Here is a 21,434-nt window from a genome sequence, read left to right on the forward strand (position 1 = left end):
GTTTTACTTTTTCGTTCCCGCTAGGATGGCATTGAGAGTGCTCATCAGCTCACTGAGATCATTAGGGATGGCAAATAACTTGATGTCCTCGTGGAGGACTTTACTTGGACGCTCCAGCATCGCAAAGCGCCAGGCATCGCCGACGGAGAGAGCACCGTAGAGTGTGGGGGACTCGGACTCCGTCCATTGGTCAACGGCTACAAGCTCGGCGGCAAGCTGGCGCATCCCGCGGGGCATATCTCCCTGCTTGGCCTCGACAATGACTAAATTCTCGCCCGCAGTGAGCAAGTAATCGAGGCTTCCCTTGAGACGTGTACTGACATCAATGGCAAACTCAACCTGCACGAGAACATTGGATCGAAGTGCTAGCTCCGAGAGAATAGGAGCGATGAGAAACTCCCGCTTGGTCGCCTCATTGTCCATGGGAATATGGGTCATCAGCTGGCCAAGCCGTTCCTGGAGCGCTGCTACCCAGTCTCCCTCGATGACACTTTGAGGCAGCACAAGTTGTTCGATCTGATAGCCGTAGCCTAGGACTTGCAGAATATCGCGGACGGGCGCTTTGAGATCAAAGTAGTCGTAAAAGCTACTGACCGAGTCGGGGATCACGGGCTTACGTTGCATATTATTTCAGTCCAGATACATAAACTCGTTGAGGTTGAGCGTGAGCAGGCAGAAAGTCGCTTTTGCTTGCTCGATTGACATTTTCTGGCTCTCCAGCGTCTTCATCAGCTTGAGGCCACGGGCGACCTCGGTGGGAGTCGCCGGACGCTGGAGGGCGAGCGTGAGGCCACGGGCGACAAATTTGTCGAGATTGCCGCCGCTTTCGGTCTCCAGGCGTGTCGCTAGAATCTTTGCCTGATCATGGAAGAACTTCCCATTGAGCGTGGTAAGTGCCTGGGTCGGCTGAGTGCTGGAGAAGCGGGTAGGCGTGGTGCGGTCTGTCTCTGCTGCGTCGAAACCATCCATGAGAGGGAAGATCAGCGAGCGCTTCACAAAGATATAGACGCTGCGCCGGGCTTTGTCCTCGGGCGTCATCCGATCCGGGTACCAGTCCTTGCCGGGCACGGACTGGCCATGCAGCACCTCGGCGGGAATATCGGGGTAGACCGACGGCCCGTAGAGCTTAGGGTTCAGGTTGCCACAGACCGCGAGTACGGAGTCGCGCAGCTCCTCTGCGGTTAAGCGGCGCATGTCAGTGCGCCAGAAAAGATTGTTCTGCGGGTCGGCTTTAAGTGCGACGGGATTACTCCGTGAGCTTTGCTTGTAGGTGTTGCTCATCAGAATCAGCTTGTGGATCTTCTTGACCGACCAGCCGAGCTCATGGGTAAATTTTGAGGCTAGATAGTCGAGCAGCTCCGAGTGCGTGGGGGAGTCGCCGCCGAGGCCGAAGTTGCTGGAGGAGCGGACAATCCCACGCCCAAAGTGCCCCTGCCAGACACGATTGGCCATTACCCGGCCCGTGAGCTTATTATCCGGGCTGGCGATCCAGTTAGCCAGTGTCAGGCGGCGGCCTGAGCTACTCTCACTCAGCTCCGCGGGGGGAAAGCTCGGTCGTCCGCCTTTGATCGGCTCGCCCGTGGAGGGAACGACAGCAACCCGCTCGGTGGGGAGCTTGGCATCACCGCCGCCCAGAATCTCCGGCCAGCCGGGCACGACTTTGTCGGCGGGGGCCGCCGCCGAGCCACGGAGCAAGACAAAGGTCTCGATAGGCTGGTTCAGCTCCGTGATGCAAAGCGCACGGTTCACGTCAACCGGCTGGTTTTTAAGATCCTCTAGCTGTTTTTTGAGACGGGCAGACTCCGGGCTTGCGGATGCGACACTAGCCTGTCCCTCGGGGCCATTGCTGGCATTGGTTGAGAGCAGGCGGCGGGGCGCTCTGAGTCCCTGCCCTGGCCCTGACCAGGAGACCGCAAGGCCAATGCCAAACTGATTCTGGAAGTACTCCAAGCGTATCGGAACGCGGCCCGCCTCCAGCTTGACGGCCTTGCTCTGCTCCTGTCCCTGGCCATGAATCCCATCGTGCTTGATGAGCTCCATCCCATTGACCACTAAACGCGAGCCGTCGTCGGAGTCTAAGAAAAACGTGTAGCGCCCGTCTTTCGGGACGACAATCACTCCCTCAAAGACAAACCCGATGGCGTTGTCGCGATCACGGAGCGTGATATCGAAGCGTCTGCTGGGCACCGGCCCGCTGCGCTCCGCCTTGAGTGTGTCAAAGTTCGGGAGCTTCTCAAACGTATCGCGGTAGTACTTGTAGGTCAGATCCTCCAGATCGCTGGCCGTACTGGGATCCGCGCTCGGCACAGCATTTTCGAGTTCCTTGAGCTGAAGCTGAAGCGTGTCGAGTTTTTGCTTTTTCTCGTCAATGCGTTTTAGATAATCCGAGCGCTGCGCTTCGTTCTCAAAGATCGGCCTCTCATCGGTAGGGCCACCGTTGCGGAAGTGGTTGACCCCATTGAAGAAGCTGACTAATTTATAGTAGTCTTTTTGCAGAATCGGGTCTATTTTATGGTTATGACAACGAGCACAGTCAAAGGTCAGGCCCATAAAAGTCTGCCCGACAGTGGTGACAATGTCATCTAAACCATCGTAGCGTGCTTGCTCTCTATCGGTCGGCTCGTCGTCCCAGATCCCCAGGCGATAGAAGCCCGTGGCAAGCAAGCCGTCGTTGCCGCCCCCCTCAAGCTCATCGCCCGCGAGCTGCTCTTTGACGAACCTATCGTAGGGCTTGTCGGCGTTGAAGCTACGGATCACATAGTCGCGGTAGCGCCAGACATTGGGCTTGGGGTTGTCGCGCTCGTAGGAGTTCGTCTCGGCGTAGCGCATCAGATCCAGCCACTGCCGCCCTGATTTTTCGCCATAGTGTGGTGAGGCGAGCAATCTGTCCACGAGTTTTTCGTAGGCGTCGGGCGCTTTATCGGTCTCAAAGGCTGCCACTTCCTCGGGGGTGGGCGGCAGCCCCGTTAGGTCGTAGCTCACGCGACGGATCAGCTCGCGACGTGTGGCGGTGGGGCTTGGCTTAAGATTTTTCTTCTCCAGCTGGGACAGCACAAACGCATCAATCGGGTTGCGCACCCAGGCCGTATTGGCCACTTTGGGAGGCGCGGCATTCTTCACGGGCTGGAAGGCCCAGTGGGTCTTGCCCATCTCAAAGAGCATCCCCCCGACACCACCCGTTTGTGGAGCGGGCCAGTAGCCGCCTTGCTTCGTCCAGTCCGCCATCACGGCGACTTCACTAGGAGTTAGAGGGATGGTATTAAACGGCATCTGCGGCTTGCCGCCCTCACCCTTAATGCGCTGCATCACGACGGCGAGCTTACTTGCCACCAGCGGCTTATCGAGCCGTAAGCCCCCTGAGGCGACGGCTTCCCCGTGACAGCCCTCGCACTTTGCCAGCACGAGAGGCCGCACTTTAGACTCGAAGAAGGTCGTCTGTTCTGCCGTCAGTTTTTGCGGCGCCTGCGGCTGCCCTGCTGCCATTGCCGCCAGTCCGAGCGCACCGATTACTCCCAAGAATTGTTTCCGCATGGGTTCCTTAGCCTTTGTGAATCAGCGTATGGTACAACGAAAGTATATCGTATCGCCATGAGTGAAACGCAGGATGACCTTCGCCAAACCGCCGCAGAGCTGACCGACACGGGCATTATCGGGGAGCGCACGCGGGAGCGGATTACCCACCGCCCCGCCGGTCCCGCGATGGTCTCGCGCGGCCTGCGTGTCGCGGGCCTCTCGGAGGCATTTGTGCCCTATCAGATGGTGCGTACGCGCTGGCAACAGGGACAGCTTCTAGTGAGCTACAGCGGCGAGGGACTGGCGTTGGTGAGGGGCGAGTGGCTCCCGGTGCCTTCGGGGATGGCCTACCTCTCGCCGCCAAGTGTCCCGCACGCCTTTCGCCCACGCTATCCCGAGCTGCCCTGGGAGTTTGCCTGGGTAATTTTCACCCCCGCCGCCGAGCTACCCTGGCCCGAGCACTCCAGCCTGGTAAGCGCCGACCCCGAGCCTCTGCGCGATGCCATTCTTGGGCTCTGGCGTGAGTCGCGGGCGGCGGCGGAGGCGGCGCATCTGGCGGTCTGGGCGGAGCTGACGCTCCTGCAAGCGCGACGCTTGCTGCGTGGCGGTGCTCGCCCTGAGCGCTTGCGCCGTGTCTGGGATGCGGTGGAGAGCAACCTCGCCCATCTCTGGACTGCCCCTGAGCTCGCCGCTCTTGCCTACCTCTCGGAAGGACAGCTACGCGTGGTCTGTCAGCACGAGACAGGAAACAGCCCGCTGGAGCAAGTGACACTGCTGCGCATGCGCCACGCGGGAGCGCTGCTACTCTCCACGGAGGCCAATATCGAGCAAGTCGCTCGCGCTGTTGGCTACGCCAACCCGTTCGCATTCTCGACTGCCTTCAAGCGTGTTCTAGGTGTGCCCCCAAGCCACTGGCGAAAATAAAAAGCCCCACTTTCTGTCTCGAGAGTGGGGTGCAGAGAGTTTGTCTTCGCTACCGCGGAGCGCGGCTCGCGTCCCAGCCGGAAGCGGGGGTGGTGCGCCACTTGCTTCCCCAGACATTGTGCTTCACATGCCCATCGAAGTAGCAGATGTTAAAGCCTGTGGAGTGGTTAAAGTTATTGTTCTTACTAGGATAGCCATCTGGGGCGTCCCAGCCGAACATGCCACGCTCCGAGAAGAGAGTGCGCTCGGAGTACCACTCTGAGAGCTCGCTGACGGGCTGAGAGTTCAGGTCACGGCGCTGACCATCCGGGTAGCGAACGCAGGGGAAGGGACTTGCCGAGGCACACCAGTCTCCGATATTGAAGACCCAGTTAGGGAAGTACTGGTAGGACTGCTTCCCAATTCGCGCGTTGGCATCGCTGAAGCGAAGGTTTTTATCGGAAGGACAGTACCATATCTGTTTGTTCTTGGTGTAGGGGAAAAGCTGAACCGTCATCAGATGCCGGTAGAACTCGCCGCCGTAGGCACAGCCGGTGTAGTTAAGACCGCCATCTCCCGGGTTGAAACCCCGCTGCCCTGCGGCACCCAGAGCATCGAGGCACTGGTTGTTGGGCGGATAGGGATTGACATCTGGGTTGACTTCCCAGTTGCGCTGGCCGTTATAGGTGCCCATGGGGTAGATTTCATCGTAGTCCTGTGCGTACATCCGCACCGAGAGGCCAATCTGTTTGAGATTGGAGATACAAGCCGTCTGACGAGCTTTTTCACGGGCTTGTGCGAAGACAGGAAACAAGATAGCGGCGAGAATCGCGATGATCGCGATCACCACAAGTAGCTCAATTAACGTAAATGCTTTTCGTTGCATCATAAATTCCTTCACTGAAATTATATGCGTCTAATACAGAGACGCGAGACGGATAGAACACTGCCTATAGATTAAACCTAGCTGACCTCCTTTCGCCAGACCACTTCCGCCGAGAGCATCACGGTGCGTGGACGAATGTCCTTGACGCGGATGGCCTCATCCAGAAGGTCTACGGCAACCTCACCCATGCGAGCGAGGTCGGGTTGTGTTGTCGGGAAGGCGGGCGAGAAATACCTACCTGCCTCGTAGTTGTCGAAACCGGCGACAATAATCTCGGCTGGAACAGCCACTCCTTTACTCTGGAGGGCGCGGATGAGCGGAATCGCCGTGGGGTCGTCCCAGGCAATGATGGCATCGGGGCGTGGATCTAAGGCCAGCACTTGCTGGGCTACCAACTCAACATCGGTTTGCGAAAGCCCCCCGACGCGAACGGGAAACTTATCGGGCCAGCCGCGCCAGCTTGGTGGAATGCTCTTGCCTGCCCGCTGAAGTGCTGCTTCCCAGCCGCGCTGGCGATCCTGCACCGAGGTGTGGAGGCCCGAAGGCTTCGTGTGCATGAAGAGTATCCGCTCTCGTCCCCGCTTCAGGAGACCCATTGTCAGGTCGTGGCAGAGGCGGAAGTTATCTATCACCACCATCGAGCGGTTCCAGCTCTCGGAGCCGATATCGGTCAAGACCAGGGGGAAGTCACGCCCCCCTTGTGCGAGAGGGTCGCGGGCGTCTTCGTGGCGTGGCTTTGGCAAGTAGGTAGGATAGACAATCATGCCTTTGGCGCCCATCCGCCGAAGCTGCTCAATCAGCTCCGTTTCGTGTGTCACACTGTACTCAGCACTTGCGGCAATGGCCTGGTAGCCTAGCTCCGCCGCTCGCCGCTCGATACCGTTGTAGATTCGGTGGAGAACGGGGTTTTGTAGCTCGCCTTTCCCCGCCGCACGAGGCGCGATAAAGCCAATGATCTGGAGCTCGCTTGTGAGGGAGCACGCCGCGACATAGGCACCACTGCCACGCCTTGTCTCGATGAGGCCCTCCGCCGCCAGCGCCGCCAGTGCCCGCGAGATCGTGGCGCGGCTCACCCCGAAATGGGTCTCTAGGGCGCGCTCCGTGGGTAAGCGCTCGCCCGGGACGGCTTCGGGAGTGAGCCAGGTCTGCCGAATGGCGTCCGCGATAATTCGGTAGGTAGCGGGGCGGTTCATCAACGCCTAGCGGCCTCCCATGCCACTGGCTCCCGGAGGAGGAGCGATCATTCCACCAGGCGCACCGGGAGGCATCATTCCCCCCGGCGCACCCGCAGGTCGTCCTCCGTTGGTCGCAGGTGCTGTTGCACCAGCACCGCTCATTTGTTGCTGGATTTGTTTCTGGATCTCTGGAGGAATCCCACCTCCACTGGCTTGGCCCTCGTTAATACCTGCGGGCGAGCGGGTGGCGAAAAAGAAGATCACACCGACAACGGCAATCAGACCGACAATGGCTCCAACAATGATGCCTGGTGAAAGGGACTGCTTCATAGCATCCTCCTGAATTGGCCTAGCCAATCTGTCTTTGGTTATGCCAATTGTACAAAAGAGTTATAGGGTATGTCAAGAATTTTTTAATATTTCTTTTCGGAGGGCAATTTCCCGATGACATCGAGCTATCCAAGCCGGGCCGCGAGCCAGTCAAATGCAGCCTCCTGCATGGGCAGGTCGAACTTGTGCCCGCCAGGATAGAACTGCCTGACATAGTTTTCGGGCTTGCCCACGGCGGCGTAGTGTTTGGCGATGCGTGCACTTGCTTGCTGCATTCCCTCAAGCGTAAAGAGCGGATCGGCTTCGTCGTACTGCACCAAAAGCGGCGACGGAGCACGACAGGCGGCAAGATCCGGGTAGTCGCCGTGGTGCATCCAGGCGTGGGGATAGAGAAGCCAGGTGTGGCTAACAACGTTGTGATCTAGGAGTCCGGGGAAGCTACTCATCATCCCGACCACCACCGATGCCCGAATCTTCGCACAGGTGGCTTGAAGCAGCGCCGCTCGCAGGCCACCGCCCGAGAGCCCGACACAGCCAAGTGCACGCGCATTCACATCGGGGCGCGACGCCAGATAGCTCGCCGCCACTCTATCCTCATAGCTGACGACTCCCGCGAGGCTAATTCCGAGCAGCGTGGCATACTTGGCAACAAGCTCCTCGTGAAAGCTGGCCGTAATGTTATAGAGCTGCGCGGCATCTGCCTCAGGGGCCATCTTCTTGCCGCGTCCCAGGTGCAGGCCCGTCATCGTCTCCAGGGGGAACTTGCGGCTTCCCCAGAGAAAAACATCGGGGACGAGCACAGCAAACCCACGCTTTGCGAGTGCGTTGGCGTAGGCCCGGCCCCCGTAGTATTGGGTGCGCGACGGTGCCACGGACTCCGGGACAGGCTCGGGCCCATCGGCGATCTGCTCCTTGCCGAAGAGCTTGAAGCCCCCGTGGTGATGCAGTGCGACAATGCCTGGCAGCCTCTTGCCCTCAGTGCCAGAGGGGCGCAGATAAAACGCCTCGGTACGCGGGCCGTAGCCCACCGACCAGGAGAGAAGTTCCCCACGAACACCGTCACGCTCCCAGACCCGCTCGACGCGCACATCGTGCGGTGTCTCATCGCCTGGCGCGAACGCCAGCGCCTCGCGTAGTTTTTTCTGTGTTGCCTTGCCAGGTCGCGCCTCCGGCCAGAGCGGATGAGAGCGCTGCGCCGCGTCTACGAGCTCACTGTACACCCCAAGATCCTGGTAGTTTTGACTCATGGGGCTATTGTAACCTAGTGAAGCTGAGAGAGCAGCAAATGGGCAATGGTTAGATAGATCACAAGTCCTGTGGCATCCACCAAAGTCGTGATCAGCGGCGCGGAGACAAGGGCGGGGTCTATTTTGAGCTTGTTGGCGACCAGCGGAATCATCGAGCCAATCGTGTTTGCCCAGGTACAGATCGCCAGAATCGTCAGCGCAACGACCAGCGAGAGCTGCACCCCACTTCCCCACCACATCGCCCGGCCAAAGGCAATCGCTCCCAGAAGCAGACCGAGCAGCACACCCGATGCCAGCTCACGCACCAGAACGCGCCCTGCATCGCGACCTCGAATCTCACGCAGTGCCAGACCACGGATAATGGTGGAGACTGTCTGTGCACCGGTGTTGCCTCCTGTACCGATCAGCAGCGGAACAAAAAAGCTCAGCGCCACGACTTTTGCCAGCTCGCTCTCGAAGTGGCGAAGCACCGCGCCTGTGGCCGTCTCCGCGACGAAGAGCAGCACGAGCCAGCCCACGCGGCTCTTGACGACACGCCAGATAGGAATGGAGAAGTACGGGGCATTGATGACACCGGGCTCGGCGGAGATTGCGCCTTGCTTGAACGCGTCCTCCGTCTGCTCCTCCGTGAGAACGTCTACTATATCGTCCACGGTGATGATTCCCGCAATCGTGCCCTCACGATGGAGCACGGGCATCGCCAGAAAGTCATAGCGAGCGATCAGACGGGCCACTTCCTCCTGGTCGGTGTCAATCTGAACCGAGATAATATCGCGGGTCATTATCTCAGCGATGCGCTGCTCGCCGCTTGCACGCACTAAGTCCCGGAGCGAGAGTACCCCCACTAAATGCTCATCCACCACCACGTAGAGATCACTGAGCGTCTCCACCTCGGGGTCAGCCCGGCGGATAGCCGCAAAGGCCTCCTCAACCGTGAGCTCCGGTGCGAGGCGCATGAACTTCTCGGTCATCAAGCGCCCGGCGCTGCTCTTGGGATACGAGAGCAGCTCGCGCACCTCCGCGGCGTCTTCCTGATCGGTCCACTGACTTAGCAGTGCCTCTTGACGCTCCGGGGATGCCGACTCGGCAAGCACACCTGCGGCATCGTCCATTGGTAAGAGATCCAGCAGCGCGGCGATTCGCTCGGGGACTTCGTTATCGAGCAGATAGCGTGCTTTTTGCTGATCCAGCTCATCGAGCACCTCCGCGGCGCGCTCGGAGTCCAAGCAGCGAAAGAGGCGAATGGCGTCCTCATTGCCTAGGCGCTCCATGACCTCAGCGAGATCCGCCGGGTGGTAGCCCGCGAGAGCTGTGCGTAATAGCGTTTCATCGTCCTGGCCCAGCGCCGCATTAACGCGCTCCTCCAGGCGAAGGGTATTGTTCTCAAGAGTCTCCAGCCGGATCATGGCGGTACATCATTTCCCGGGAGACAGGCGTTTTTCGCGGTGGGCTACGCTGCCCACCAGCACCTCAGAGAGGGATTCGTGAGTAGGTAGCCCACCGCAACCGACTACCGTCTTCCGTAGTTTGTTCGTGGGTTTTCATGGGGTTTGTCTGAGTACTTGCGTCTTTGATCACCAAAAAGTTCCGGCTAGCGCAACTGTTTTGCCAAGTTCACCAGCTCGGCTTCCGTAAGCTTACCCAGGATCATCCGGCGCTGTGTCTGGTGCTTGAGAGCGATAGCAGTGTGCTCCGGGTTTCGGGAGTCTTGGTGAAGATATGCGACTAGTGACTCAAACAGCCGAATCGCCTTCCAGCCTTGCTGTGCCTGGAGTGGACGGCTGTTTCTTGTCTCCGTCACAAAGAGTGAAAACGAACGCGAGCCGCTGGCGTAGAGAAAATGTGCCTGCTGCCCAGGGACATAGCGAACGAGCTGCCAGGCTCCCATCTTTGTGGGAACTCCCACTTTTTTCGCTTCAGAGACAACGGCGCTCCCGGTTTTCACTGGAGCTTGTGCCTGTGTGGCAAAAGAAACGGCAACGAGGAGCAAGGCGCAGAGCACGCCTCTCATGGCCGCTTCTCGATTGGCAGTATCTCGGCAAAGAGGAGATGCTCCGCACGGTGCGTCTCGTGCTGATCGTAGAGCTGCTGCATCTGCGCTTCCGTGGGGAGAGGATCGGCCTCGGCGCGAGGCTCGGGCCAGGCGAGAAAGACAACGAGAGCAAGCCCTCCTGCCAGTGCCGTGGCTCCCAGAGGACGCCAGAGCGAGCGGCGGGGTGCTTCTCGGGGGACATCTGCGGGGAACTTATGGCGCACGCGGCCCATGGCACGCTCACGGGCGGCATCTAGCCCTCCGGCAGGCTCGGGCAGTGAGGCTTCCTGTAGTCTCTTTTGTAAATCTTCATCCTTCATGACGCAACTCCTGGCTTAGTGCGAGACGTAGCTTTTCACGACCTCGCGAGATACGTGAGCGGACAGTTCCAATAGGAATGCTCAGCATCTGGGCGATCTCCACGTAGTCATAACCTTCCACATCCGCAAGCAAGACGGCAACCCGGTTCTCCATGCTCAGTGTGTCCAGTGCTTTTTGCACTGGCTCGGAGTAGAGCGGATCAAGCAGACAGGCCTCGGGACTTTCGCGTGAGTCTGGAATGTCTCTGCCCTCCGTCTCCGAGAACACGGTGTCCAGACTCTCCGTCTGCCGACGGTTGGCTTTTCGGGCCATGTCTATTCGATTATTGGAGAGCATCTTGAAGAACCAGCTAGCAAATTTTTCGCCTCGGTAGTGGTCAAAAGCAACAAACGCATCAATCAGTGTCTCGGAGAGGAGGTCTTCCGCCATATCCCGATCACTGGTGAGCCGGTAGGCAAAGCGCCAGAAACGCTCCCAGTCCTTGGCCACCAGTGCCTCAAACTCCGCGTGTTTTTGCGCGGTCGTCGAGCGCTTGGTGAGCCACATGCCTTTACTTATACCAGGCATTGACCAGCTTGCAGCAATTGGGTGCATAGAGAAAATGCGAAAAAATTTACGCTGAAGTTCCAAAAAGCTACAGAGAGTTCACAAAGAGCCCTGAACCATCACATGTCTTCAGAACCCCTGGGAACCGAATAAAATACAGACATCTTCGCGGAACCTTTTTGGAGTACAATGGCGCATAGCCACTATGAGTGAGATTCAAGAAACGATACAGGAAGTTATCCAGACAGCCCCTGCCCCCCCCATCAAAGAAGACCGCTTGAACTCGTGGATTGCGATTCTGGTGGCCCTCTCCGCAACTTTCATGGCGCTCTGCAATATCAAGGACGGCAATATTTGCCAGGCGATGGCGCAGTCCCAGGCAAAGAGTGTGAGTAAGTGGAGCCAGTACCAGTCCAAGAGCACCAAGCAAAACTTAGCCGAAACGACTCTGGCGATGGCGCGGCTCCAAAAAGCCCCCGATGCATTGCTGTCACACTACAAAGACGAGATCACCCGCTACGAAAAAGAAAAAGGCGAGATCCAGACCGAGGCCAAGGGAATGGAAGCCGAGTACGAGCGTCTGAATGTCCACGACGACCAGTTCGATATGTCTGAGGCGTGCCTCTCCGTGGCGCTGGCGCTCTTTGGGGTCACAGCACTCACTAAGAAGAGCTGGCTGCTGATCTTTGCCTGCGGTGTGACTGGCATCGGTGTGCTTCTGGGGCTCGGGGGGTTTCTGGGCTGGTCGTTTCACCCCGACTGGCTCGCGAAGCTACTGGGTTAAGCTCAGCGCAGCCGCCAGGTGTAGCCAATACTGACGAAGTGATCGCCGCCGCTGAGGTCCACTTGCTGATCGGTCGTAAGCTGGTAGGTCAAGCCGCCATCGCCGTGCCAGCCGTTGGTGTGGTAGCCTTCGACAAACATCCCAAGATGCTGGGTGAGCGAGCGGCCAAAATTAAATCCGCTTGCCCACTGCGAGTCGCGCACGGCGTCCACTTGCAGCGTCCACTCACGTGTCAGGGAAAACTCGGCCTCCAGCGCCGCTTGCGTCTGTGTGTGACGCTCCCCGCTTGTCTGAACGATCAGCCCAAGCTGGGGGCAGAGTGTGGTCTTGAGGCCGTAGCTGGCCGACGAGAACCCTGTGGTGCGCTGCCAGCTTGGGAGCCCTAGCCGTAGCTCGGTTTGCGCGGCGATCCCGTAACGTAAAAGCCCACCATCTCCAAATTTATTTTTCCCCTCGCTACGAGTCAGGCCTTCCTCAAGCTGGAAGACTTGCTTTCCCACAGTCGCCGCGCCGTTCGTAAAACCGGGTCGCTCCGGGTTGATGGCATCATCGGCAGACGCTGGGATCAGGGGGATCATCAAAGCTAAGCTCACGAAGAAAAGTTGCTTCATGCCTTTCTTGCGCTCTTTAGAGTCGTATAAGTTCCCTGCCGGGGAACCAATCACTGTGTGAGTGGCGCACTAGCCCTCATGAAACGCGTGATCCTATCCGCTCTTGTCGCACTCACCCTTTGCACTACCAGACCTGCGCATGCAGATGTTTTCCGAGTTTTCCACGAGCGGCAGGTAATGGGTCACAAGCTTGCAGGTAAGCTAGAGAAGACTCAGTTTGTTTCGGCGGCACTGGGGGAGAATCGCTCCGTTTACATCTACACACCGCCGGGTTTTGCACAAAACCCGACCCGACGCTATCCCGTGCTAGTGCTACTTCATGGGGCACCGGGTGAGCCACTCGACTGGCTCTATGAGGGCAATGCGCACCGTGCGATTGATAAAGCAATCGCGGCAGGAACACTGCCGCCGTGTCTGGTTGCCGTCCCCGATGGGCATGGGCCATTTTATAAAGGCGGCTCGGAGTGGGCCGATGCGCGAGGTGGGAAGTGCAATATGGAGACGGCTGTTGTCCGTGACCTTTCGCAGTTTCTGGAGACGCGCTACCGGGCATCGAGCAATCCTGCGCTGTGGTCTATTGGAGGGCTCTCCGAGGGAGGCTACGGTGCGGCCAATCTCGCCGTGCGGCACCCCGAGCGCTTCCAGAGTGCTCTGGTTTTATCCGGTGACCTGCGTGTCAAAGACGACTGGGGCGACGACACTGATATCTTTGGCACCGACCAAGCCCTTCGAAGCGCCAACTCACCTATCGAACAGCTCCACCGCGTGCCTGCCGAGACACGCAAAAAGCTCCACTTCTACCTCGCTGTGGGAAACGACGATGACGAGGATTTGATCAGCGATGCGGTCGGGTTCTCCGCCATTGCACGCTCTGCAGGAGCAACCGTAAAGCTCGACCGTGATGCCGGAGGGCATAAGTGGAGCTTCTGGAGCAAGCACTTCCAAGCCGCACTGCCGGTGCTCGGCCAGTGGTGGAAGCAAGCGGAGGCATGAGGCGTAAACTTGCCGGCCTCGGGCTGATTTTACTGGGAGCCGTCGCGATTTATTTTCAGCGGCGTGAGCTTATGGCACTGATTGTGGCACTAGAGCAAGCACGGCTCGTGCCGGTTCTAGGAGCCGTGGGCTGCCAGCTTGGCTTCTTTGTGTTGATGATCGCGCTTCACACGGTGGCGTTTCAGGCCGTGGGGGCACAGGCGCGCTGGCGCACTCTTGCCCCTGTCTGGTTCACGTCGCTTTTTGTCAACTTGACGATTCCGGGCACGGGCGCGACGGCTTTTGTCGCGGATGCTACCACGCGAGGGATCGCGCCCGCACGGGCGACGGCGGCGCTGCTTCTGGTGCGGGTCTGCGACTTAGTGACTTTTGGGCTGATTCTGCTGGCGGGGCTGACAACGCTCTCCCTACACAGCGCCCTGCGGCTAACCGAGGCACTGGCGGCAGTGGGATTGCTTGCTCTGATCGGGTTCTGGGGAAGCGGTCTGGTTCTGGCACATGTCGCCCCGCAGCGGCTGGAGCACTTACTCACGTGGCTAGAAAAACAGACACGTGGACGGCTCAAGCGGGGCTGGGGCGCGGAGCAGGCACGCCACGCTTCGGAGAGTGCGGGGGAGCTCTTTGCACAGCCGCGCCGCTTGGTCGTCCCACTCTTCCTGGCACTAACAGCGCATCTGGCCGATCTACTCTGCCTGGCATTTCTAGCACGAGCATTCGGACTGCACCTGACGCCTGGCACGCTGCTGGCAGCCTTCTCCGTTGGGTTACTCTTCTGGATCGTCGCCATTACCCCCGATGGCCTAGGAGCCGTTGAGGGGATGATGACAGTCGCGTTTGTCTCTCTGGGCGTGCCCGTGGTGAAAGCAACCGCCGTGACTCTGGCATTTCGGGGGCTGGCACTCTGGTTGCCGCTCGCCGTGGGGGCGGCGCTTCATTTGAGCCGTCTGCGCCTGCACCCACGCAGCGATCTTGCCGTGTGCGCCATCAGCGCGATGACGGCACTGATGGGGCTTGTCAACTTGATCAGTGCGACCCTGCCCGCGCTGGGGCTTCGGCTGACATTTCTACGCAACCACTTGCCACTCGAAGTGCGCTACGGATCCCGACTGGCGACGGTACTAGCGGCGTTTGCGCTACTGCTTCTGGCGCAAGGTCTCCTGCGGCGCAAGCGATTTGCCCATCGCCTGGCAATGGCAGCGCTTTTGTTCTCAATGCTGGCCCATCTCTCCAAAGGCCTCGACTGGGAGGAGGCGACTCTGGCACTGGGACTGCTCACGGCGCTCTGGACACAGCGGACGAAGTTCATCGCGCGCTCGGACGGCCCCACAATCCATCAGAGCCTGAAGATACTGGTCTGGGCACTGGGTTTTACTCTGATCTATGGCATCCTCGGGTTCTGGTTGCTGGATCGCCACTTTGCCTACGACTTTGGCTTCCGCGCGGCGCTGGAGCAGACCCTGGCGATGTTTGTCTCGTTCAGCGATCCGGGGCCACTGCCCATCACACGCTTCGGGCGCTGGTTCTCTGGCTCGATCTACACCGTGGCCGCGACCACTATGGGCTACGCACTTTTCACCCTGCTCCAGCCCGTTCTCCTGCGCCAGCGTGCCACCCCAGCCGAGCAAGAAGTGGCGCACAAGATCGTTGAAGCACACGGTGGCTCGTCGCTGGCACGCTTCGTCTTGTTCTCCGATAAGCTCTACTGGTTCAGCCCGGGAGGCTCCGTGGTGGGCTACGCCCTGGTAGGACGCTCCGCTGTCGCACTGGGAGACGCCATCGGCCCCGTAACAGACAGCGCGGCGGCAATTGCGGGCTTTGTTGCTTTTTGTGCTCAGAACGACTGGGATCCCGCGTTCTATCAGACCCTTCCCGACAATCTGGATGCCTACCGTGCTTCAGGACTCCAGGCACTGTGCATTGGCAGTGAGGCCGTTATAGACGTTCAGAGCTTCACCCTGATGGGCGGAGCACTGAAGAGTCTGCGGGGCAGTGTCGCCCGACTGGTAAAGGCAGGCTACACCACGGAGGTTCTCACTCCGCCACACACCTCCGAGCTTTTACGCCCGCTGCGCCTCATCAGTGATGACTGGCTTCAGATGCAGCACGGAGGTGAAAAGCGCTTCTCGCTAGGATGGTTCGACGAAGCCTATCTCAATGATTGCCCCGTGATCGTGGCCCGCGATGCAACCGGAGGCCTGGTTGCCTTTGCCAATATCATTCCCGAGTACCAGAAGTCCGAGAGTACGATAGATCTTATGCGTCGCCGCTGCGATGCCCCGTCCGGGGTAATGGATTTTCTCTTTGTGGCACTGATAACGTGGTCAAGGGAGGAGAACTTTGCGACTTTTAATCTTGGGCTAGCTCCGCTCTCGGGAGTCGGGCAGGATGCCGCCGATCCACTGGTGGAGCGCGTACTCAACCTGGTATTTCGGCGCGGGGGGCGCTTCTACTCGTTTGAGGGCCTGCATGCTTACAAGCGCAAGTTCCAGCCGACCTGGGAACCGCGCTACCTGATCTACCAGAGTTCCCTCTCTCTGCCTCGCGCAGCCGCGGCTGTCGTTCGCGCGGATAACCCCCATTCTAAGCGCTGGTTTCTCTCTACAAAAAAAAATTAAGATTTCAGGAACAAATCCGCCTAGCTGCGACGCATTCGTTATGGAAATCCCCCGAGGGGATAGAAAACTCCAAACCGAGGTAACCTATGAAGACAATTTTCCGTTCCATTGTGATGCTTTCCGCACTCTCGCTACTCAGCGTCTCCGCTTTTGCTCAGAAGCCTGCCGCGAAGACCGCCGCAAAGCCTGCCGACAAAATGGCTGCTAAAGCCAAGCCTGCTGCAAAGCCTGCCGACAAGATGGCTGCTAAAGCCAAGCCTGCCGCAAAGACCACCGCAAAGACCACCGCGAAGACCGCTGCAAAGCCTGCCGACAAAATGGCTGCAAAGCCCGCTACCAAAGCAACGGGTAAGAAATAAAATAGTCCCCTCCAAGCCGCCTGCCTACGCATGTAGGCAGGCGGCTTTTTTAGTGAAGCACAATCGGCTAGTTACCGCCTCGTCCACCACGGCCACCGCCCTGACCACCGGGGCCACCCTGGCCGCCACGCCCCATCGGGGACATGTAGCTCTGGGCAATTGTCTTCTGCGCCGCGCTCAGAACGCTCTCCATCTTACGACCACGGGCCAGATTGGTCAGTTGATCCTCATTGAGCATGAGCTTTGTGGCCGCCTCGGGGCGTACCCCCTCGTCCTGAAGACCTTTTAGCGCCTTGATCAACAGGCTCAGTCGAACGCGTTGCGGCTCACTGAGAACGGCATTCGTATCGGTAACAGCCTTGCGCTCAGCCTTTGCCACATTGGTCTGCATCTCCTGCATCATGGCCTGCATGTCCGGACGTCCGCCCTGTGCACTCGGCGCCGCACTGGGATCAGCGTTCGGGTCTTGCGGAGCACGGCGCTGTGGCATCTGGGGACGTGCCGCGTCCTGCATGTCCTCACGGATCAGAGCAATTTTTCCGGCCTGCGCATCGGTGAGGCTCAGGTAGAGCGCCATCACCCGAAGTGGGATACTGACTGCGCTGATCTCACGTGACATTCCCATCATGCCACCCATCATCCCGCCGCCAAAACTACCTCCGCCGCCAAAACCACCACCGCCACCGGGGCCACCTTGACCGCCGCCAAAACCACCGCCTCGTCCACCACGACCACCGCCCTGACCACCAAAGCCGCCCTGCCCACCTTGTCCGCCTTGTTCACCACCCTGGGGCGGTTGCGCCAGCGCTGCACCACCCACCATCAATGCCACAAACGTAAGTACCAATCGGTTCATCTTTCTAAACCTCCTGAGCCGTATATTAACGGGCAATCATGAAGTAAAAATGAGATTTAGAAAAATTTCAACCGATTGATTTACCACTTTGAGCCCGGCACGGGCTTTGTTTCCGTCGGCGATGCCTCGTTTACTAGGCGGAGCGCTTGCGCGGATCAAGGGCATCACGTAATCCATCACCAAGGAAGTTGAGGGCGATGACGGTGAGCGAGAGGCAGATGGCGGGCCAGAAGACAAGGCGGGGCTCGCTTCTGTAGTAATCCAGCGCATCGTTGATCATGCGGCCCCACGATGGGAATGGGCGCTGGACTCCGATTCCTAGAAACGAGAGGGTTGCCTCCGCTAAGATAACGCCCGCCGCATCTACCGTCACGGCGACGATGATCGGGGAGAGCAGGTTCGGGAGGATGTGACGCAGCAGAATCCGCCCGTTGCTCGCCCCCATCGCAATCGCGGCCTCCACAAATTCCCGCTTACGAAGCGAGAGCACTTGCCCTCGGACAAGGCGTGCCAGCGGTGGCCAGCCAGTGATGCCCAGTGACATCACCACGAGAAAGAGCGAGACCAAAGGCTTGGACGCCGCCGCCCCAAGCGTCCCGAGAAGCAGAATCGCCAGCAGCACATCCGGGAAGGCGAGCAGCGTGTCGGTGATGCGCATCAGAACCGTCTCCGCCCAGCCACCGAAGAAGCCCGCGATCAGCCCCACCGTGACACCGATACTCACTACAACCAGCTCCACCAAGACCGCCACCGAGAGAGAGATTCGTGCGCCATAGACTAAGCGCGAGAGGATATCACGCCCCAAGTCATCCGTACCAAGCCGATGCGTCGCGCTCGGGCCTTGCATGCGATCTATCAGCTTCTGCTCAGCGAACGGGTACGGCGCGAGGACGTTGGCAAAGACCGCCACAAAGACCAGCAGCCCCAGAAAAATCAGGCTCGCAAAGGCGATTTTATTCTTTTTCAGCTCTCTCATGGCTAGCGCTTTCCTCCTGCGGCGCGTGCCCTGGGATCGAGAACGCCGTATAAAATATCCACGATCAGATTCACCACCACAAAGATAAACGCCATCAGCAGCGCCAATCCCTGGATCACTGGGTAGTCGCGCTGCTGGATAGCAAAGATGGACTGGTAGCCTAAGCCCGGAATCTGAAAGAATGTCTCCACCACAAATGAGCCGGAGAGCAAGTAGCCAAAAGTGGTTCCGGCAACGGTCATGATCGGCGGGAACGCGTTCTTTAGCGCGTGCTTAAACAAGACCACACCACTTGACAGCCCCTTCGCCCGCGCCGTTCGAATATAGTCCTGCCCCAGCACATCCAGCATCGCCGAGCGGGTCATGCGCGCCATCAGCGCCGCCGAGCGCGCACCGAGCACAATCGCGGGCAGAATAAAAAACTGCGGCTGCGCCCGCACGGTATCGCCCAGCGCAAAGCCCATGGGCGGCAGTAAGTTGCGCTGTACCGCGAAATACAGTGTCAGCAGTGGAGCCAGCACAAACGAGGGCACGGCAACGCCGATCAGCGCGACGCTCATCACTGCGCGATCCATAAACTTATTGGCCTTCACCGCCGCCAGAATCCCAATCGGAATCCCAATGCCCAGCGAGAAGAGGAGGGCCAGGCTCGCCAGAACCCCCGTGTTGGGAAAGCCGCGCTTGATCAGCTCTAGCACCGGCTCGCCGTTATTAAAGTACGAGCGCCCAAAGTCGCCGCGCGTCACGATTCCAAAAACATAGTTACCGTAGCGCACGAGCGGCGGCAAGTCGAGGCCCAATTGATGCTGCAACCGTGCCCGGCTCTCCGGCGTGGCGTGCTGCCCTAGCATGATGTCCACCGGGTCAGCAGGCGAGAGATAGGTGGCAAAGAACACCAGAAACGAGATCGCCAAGAGGGTTGGAATCGCCAGACCAAGGCGCGTAAAGATCAGGCGGATCATTTCCCCTCCATCCCCCGCCCAGCGGGGGGGACAAAGTGAACGACGATCATTTGACCTCGACCGAGACCAGCGGGAGATGGCCCAGGAGACCGTCTTTGAGGCCCGTGACGTGGGTTTTGATCAGCTCCATATCACGCTGGTAGTAGACCGGAATCCAAGCGGCATCGTCCACGACCATGCGCTGGGCCTTGGCGTAGAGCTCCATGCGCTTTTTAGGGTCGGTCTCGATATCGGCGACGGCGCAGAGCTTGTCGTACTCCGGGTTGGAGTAGCCGACGTGGTTCTCCGCTCCCGTGGTGGTTAAAAGCAGCGAGAGGTAGTTCTGCGGATCGGGGTAGTCCGCACCCCAGCGGTGAAAATAGACGATCTCGTTGCGATCCATGGCGTTGATGAGCGAGGCGTACTCCATCTCGCGCAGCTCGACGGGAATCCCGATCTTGCTCCACTGCTCTTTGAGAACTTGAGCGGTCTTGACGATATCGGGCTGCTGCTGGCGGAAGCAGAGCGTGAGCGGCGGGAGACCCTTGCCCCCCGGGAAGCCCGCTTCGGCGAGCAAGGCTTTTGCCTTGGCTTCGTCGTAGGCATAGCCCTTGAAATTTGCATCGTAGCCGGGCATGCCCTCGGGGACGACGCACTCAGCGGCGGTGTTCACATCCAGAAGCACGCCTTTTTTAATCTCCGCTTTGTTGGTGGCGCAGGCAAAGGCTTGCCGGACTTTAGCGTTCTTGAAAGGCGCATAGGCCTTCTGGTTCATCCCAACATAGTACGTAGAAGCGCGGTTAAATGTCTGGACTTGCCCCGCGTACTTAGGGTCAGACTTGTCTTTCTCGTAGTCGCCCTTTTCGAGCGCGATAATGTCTACTAGGCCGGAGTCGTACTGGAGACGGGCGGTCTTGGTGTCCAGAATAATCGGGCGCTCGATCTTGGTGAGCTTGGGTGCACCCAGCACCCAGTCTTTATTCGCTTCCAGAGTCACAGATTTCTGTGGCGCGTAGTTGGTCAGCCTAAAGGCACCACAGCCCACCGCTGCCGCGTTCTTGGAGCCGATGGTCTTCGCGCCACTGGGCAGTGTTGGCCCCTTCTCGATCTCCTCTTTGGCGAGAATGTAGGCGGTCGGGTAGGTGAACTTACCTAAAAAATAGGGCCGCGAGCCTACCAGAGTGATCTCAATCGTGCTCTTGTCAATGACTTTCACACCCGTCAGCTCCGTGGCTTTTCCAGTTGCCAGCTCTTTTGCCCCCTGGATATCGTCGAGGTAGGTCACAGCCACGGGCGACGCCAGCTTAGGGTCGAGGGCGCGGGTCAGGCTGTACAACACATCGTCGGCGGTGACTTCACGCCCATTGTGAAACTTCAGGCCCTCGCGGAGCGTGAAGGTGTAGACTTTCCCATCGGCGCTGACTTTGGGCATTTCTTTAGCGGCAAGCGGCGTGACTTCGGTCTTGTCGTTCCAGCCGACGAGGCCCATGTGGGCATTTTGAAGGAGATCAATGGTCGGGCCGTCTTGGGCGCGGTGCGGATCCAGCGTCGAGGGCTCCGTGGCAATCGGGTAGCGCAGAACGCCGGGCACGGAGTCCGTCCCGCCGCCACCCGCCGTTCCTCCACTAGAATTGTTGCTAGAAGGGCAGCCCGTAAGGGCTAGCGAGAGAAGAGAAAGACTGAGTGCGCAGAAGCCGCGCCGGGTAAGGTTAGACGATGTCATGACGGGGAAATTATAACACGTTTCTGTTATACTACGTCTATGAAATCTCATCCTATACCCCCTGTCCAGCAGCCCTCCAAACTGCCTGGAGGCAAGTCTCAAAGCCGTGACTGGCGCGTGCCCAAACCCACCATGGAGGCATTTTCAAAGAACCTTCAAGAGACAAAGGCTTTCAATTTACAGCGGCAACGTCAGCTTCTAGTGGGTCATTTGGCTCGGTGGCAAAATTAATGTTATGCTGAAGAATGTCGCGTCGAAAAAAAGAAATATTACGTCCCTTAACTCAGCAAGAACAAGATTTCTTGCAAGCGCTCACTCATGCTCGTAGCGCACCCGCAGATCAGATGGCAAGAGCCACAGGAATCCTGGCCGTCGCTCAAGGAAACGACTACAAACAAGCCGCAACTCTGGCAGGCCGAAAGCAAGGCACAACCGTCGCCTTATGGGTCGCACGCTTCAACACAGAAGGAATCGCGGCTCTGGTTCCGGGGCATGGAGGAGGACATACCCCGCGTTTCGTCGGGGAACTCAAACAAAAGATTCTGGCTCGGCTTGGTAAAGCCCCCGTTTTAGAAGTGGACGGTACGGCAGTCTGGAGCATTTCTACCTTGCAAAAGGCGTTA

The 21,434-nt window shown here is 58.9% G+C and carries 21 protein-coding genes; 6 read left to right on the top strand and 15 right to left on the bottom strand.

Translation table 11 applies throughout. The annotated features are described in order from the left end of the window. Positions 1 to 3: 3 nt before the first annotated feature. Together ACH2ED_RS19775 and ACH2ED_RS19780 are read right to left on the bottom strand one after the other, a co-directional pair. The gene (locus tag ACH2ED_RS19775) at positions 4 to 624 is read right to left on the bottom strand and encodes a hypothetical protein (protein WP_395094448.1); all 621 of its coding nucleotides are present in this window, start codon (positions 622 to 624) and stop codon (positions 4 to 6) included. Between the two features lie 6 nt (positions 625 to 630). Continuing rightward, positions 631 to 3,531, bottom strand: a complete 2,901-nt coding sequence (locus ACH2ED_RS19780) for a DUF1549 domain-containing protein (RefSeq protein ID WP_395094449.1) — start codon at positions 3,529 to 3,531, stop codon at positions 631 to 633. Positions 3,532 to 3,588: 57 nt separating this feature from the next. Here ACH2ED_RS19780 and ACH2ED_RS19785 point away from each other — a divergent pair, with 57 nt between their 5' ends. Beyond that, positions 3,589 to 4,437: an AraC family transcriptional regulator gene (locus tag ACH2ED_RS19785; protein ID WP_395094451.1), complete on the top strand. Its 849-nt coding sequence runs from the start codon at positions 3,589 to 3,591 to the stop codon at positions 4,435 to 4,437. Between the two features lie 49 nt (positions 4,438 to 4,486). Here ACH2ED_RS19785 and ACH2ED_RS19790 read toward each other — a convergent pair whose 3' ends face one another. The 8 genes from ACH2ED_RS19790 to ACH2ED_RS19825 form a co-directional block, all read right to left on the bottom strand. Then, the gene (locus tag ACH2ED_RS19790; RefSeq protein WP_395094453.1) at positions 4,487 to 5,305 is read right to left on the bottom strand and encodes a DUF1559 domain-containing protein; all 819 of its coding nucleotides are present in this window, start codon (positions 5,303 to 5,305) and stop codon (positions 4,487 to 4,489) included. Between the two features lie 74 nt (positions 5,306 to 5,379). Further along, the gene (locus ACH2ED_RS19795) at positions 5,380 to 6,495 is read right to left on the bottom strand and encodes a GntR family transcriptional regulator (protein WP_395094454.1); all 1,116 of its coding nucleotides are present in this window, start codon (positions 6,493 to 6,495) and stop codon (positions 5,380 to 5,382) included. 6 nt (positions 6,496 to 6,501) lie between these two features. Next, entirely contained in the window at positions 6,502 to 6,807 is a 306-nt protein-coding gene (locus tag ACH2ED_RS19800) for a hypothetical protein (protein ID WP_395094455.1), read from the bottom strand. A gap of 125 nt (positions 6,808 to 6,932) precedes the next feature. Next, complete coding sequence (locus ACH2ED_RS19805) at positions 6,933 to 8,054, bottom strand: dienelactone hydrolase family protein (protein ID WP_395094456.1); 1,122 nt, start codon at positions 8,052 to 8,054, stop codon at positions 6,933 to 6,935. A 14-nt stretch (positions 8,055 to 8,068) separates the two neighbouring features. Next, positions 8,069 to 9,460, bottom strand: a complete 1,392-nt coding sequence (mgtE, locus tag ACH2ED_RS19810; RefSeq protein ID WP_395094457.1) for a magnesium transporter — start codon at positions 9,458 to 9,460, stop codon at positions 8,069 to 8,071. Between the two features lie 185 nt (positions 9,461 to 9,645). Then, positions 9,646 to 10,065, bottom strand: coding sequence for a hypothetical protein (locus ACH2ED_RS19815; RefSeq protein WP_395094458.1), 420 nt, complete (start codon positions 10,063 to 10,065; stop codon positions 9,646 to 9,648). Then, positions 10,062 to 10,406 carry a hypothetical protein gene (locus tag ACH2ED_RS19820; protein WP_395094459.1) on the bottom strand — a complete coding sequence of 115 codons (345 nt, stop codon included), beginning with the start codon at positions 10,404 to 10,406 and terminating at the stop codon, positions 10,062 to 10,064. Before ACH2ED_RS19820 ends, ACH2ED_RS19815 begins: the two co-directional genes overlap by 4 nt. After that, entirely contained in the window at positions 10,396 to 10,974 is a 579-nt protein-coding gene (locus ACH2ED_RS19825) for a sigma-70 family RNA polymerase sigma factor (RefSeq protein ID WP_395094460.1), read from the bottom strand. Before ACH2ED_RS19825 ends, ACH2ED_RS19820 begins: the two co-directional genes overlap by 11 nt. 184 nt (positions 10,975 to 11,158) lie before the next feature. On the opposite strand from ACH2ED_RS19825, the gene ACH2ED_RS19830 reads away from it, so the two are divergent. Continuing rightward, entirely contained in the window at positions 11,159 to 11,737 is a 579-nt protein-coding gene (locus ACH2ED_RS19830; protein ID WP_395094461.1) for a DUF4337 domain-containing protein, read from the top strand. Positions 11,738 to 11,739: 2 nt separating this feature from the next. Here ACH2ED_RS19830 and ACH2ED_RS19835 read toward each other — a convergent pair whose 3' ends face one another. Continuing rightward, a complete protein-coding gene (locus ACH2ED_RS19835; RefSeq protein ID WP_395094462.1) occupies positions 11,740 to 12,348 on the bottom strand; it encodes a hypothetical protein in 609 nt (202 codons plus the stop codon). 177 nt (positions 12,349 to 12,525) lie between these two features. Here ACH2ED_RS19835 and ACH2ED_RS19840 point away from each other — a divergent pair, with 177 nt between their 5' ends. The 3 genes from ACH2ED_RS19840 to ACH2ED_RS19850 all read left to right on the top strand — a co-directional run bounded on the left by ACH2ED_RS19840 (position 12,526) and on the right by ACH2ED_RS19850 (position 16,315). Beyond that, positions 12,526 to 13,341: an alpha/beta hydrolase gene (locus ACH2ED_RS19840; protein ID WP_395094463.1), complete on the top strand. Its 816-nt coding sequence runs from the start codon at positions 12,526 to 12,528 to the stop codon at positions 13,339 to 13,341. Beyond that, the gene (locus tag ACH2ED_RS19845; RefSeq protein ID WP_395094464.1) at positions 13,338 to 15,956 is read left to right on the top strand and encodes a flippase-like domain-containing protein; all 2,619 of its coding nucleotides are present in this window, start codon (positions 13,338 to 13,340) and stop codon (positions 15,954 to 15,956) included. The genes ACH2ED_RS19840 and ACH2ED_RS19845 overlap by 4 nt, the downstream gene beginning before the upstream one ends. Positions 15,957 to 16,042: 86 nt before the next feature. Next, positions 16,043 to 16,315 (top strand): hypothetical protein, encoded by a 273-nt coding sequence (locus tag ACH2ED_RS19850; protein ID WP_395094465.1) that lies wholly within the window; start codon positions 16,043 to 16,045, stop codon positions 16,313 to 16,315. A 67-nt stretch (positions 16,316 to 16,382) separates the two neighbouring features. Here ACH2ED_RS19850 and ACH2ED_RS19855 read toward each other — a convergent pair whose 3' ends face one another. From ACH2ED_RS19855 to ACH2ED_RS19870, 4 genes are all read right to left on the bottom strand, one after another. Next, positions 16,383 to 17,171 carry a Spy/CpxP family protein refolding chaperone gene (locus ACH2ED_RS19855; RefSeq protein ID WP_395094466.1) on the bottom strand — a complete coding sequence of 263 codons (789 nt, stop codon included), beginning with the start codon at positions 17,169 to 17,171 and terminating at the stop codon, positions 16,383 to 16,385. A 133-nt stretch (positions 17,172 to 17,304) separates the two neighbouring features. Continuing rightward, positions 17,305 to 18,147, bottom strand: coding sequence for an ABC transporter permease (locus tag ACH2ED_RS19860; protein WP_395094467.1), 843 nt, complete (start codon positions 18,145 to 18,147; stop codon positions 17,305 to 17,307). Positions 18,148 to 18,149: 2 nt separating this feature from the next. Beyond that, positions 18,150 to 19,109, bottom strand: a complete 960-nt coding sequence (locus ACH2ED_RS19865; RefSeq protein ID WP_395094468.1) for an ABC transporter permease — start codon at positions 19,107 to 19,109, stop codon at positions 18,150 to 18,152. Positions 19,110 to 19,155: 46 nt separating this feature from the next. Beyond that, positions 19,156 to 20,811 (bottom strand): peptide ABC transporter substrate-binding protein, encoded by a 1,656-nt coding sequence (locus ACH2ED_RS19870; RefSeq protein ID WP_395094469.1) that lies wholly within the window; start codon positions 20,809 to 20,811, stop codon positions 19,156 to 19,158. 245 nt (positions 20,812 to 21,056) lie between these two features. On the opposite strand from ACH2ED_RS19870, the gene ACH2ED_RS19875 reads away from it, so the two are divergent. Further along, the coding region (locus tag ACH2ED_RS19875; RefSeq protein WP_395094470.1) for a helix-turn-helix domain-containing protein at positions 21,057 to 21,434 on the top strand (378 nt) is incomplete at its 3' end.

Source organism: Armatimonas sp. (genome assembly GCF_043757465.1).
In the GTDB taxonomy this organism is placed as follows: Bacteria; Armatimonadota; Armatimonadia; order Armatimonadales; family Armatimonadaceae; genus Armatimonas.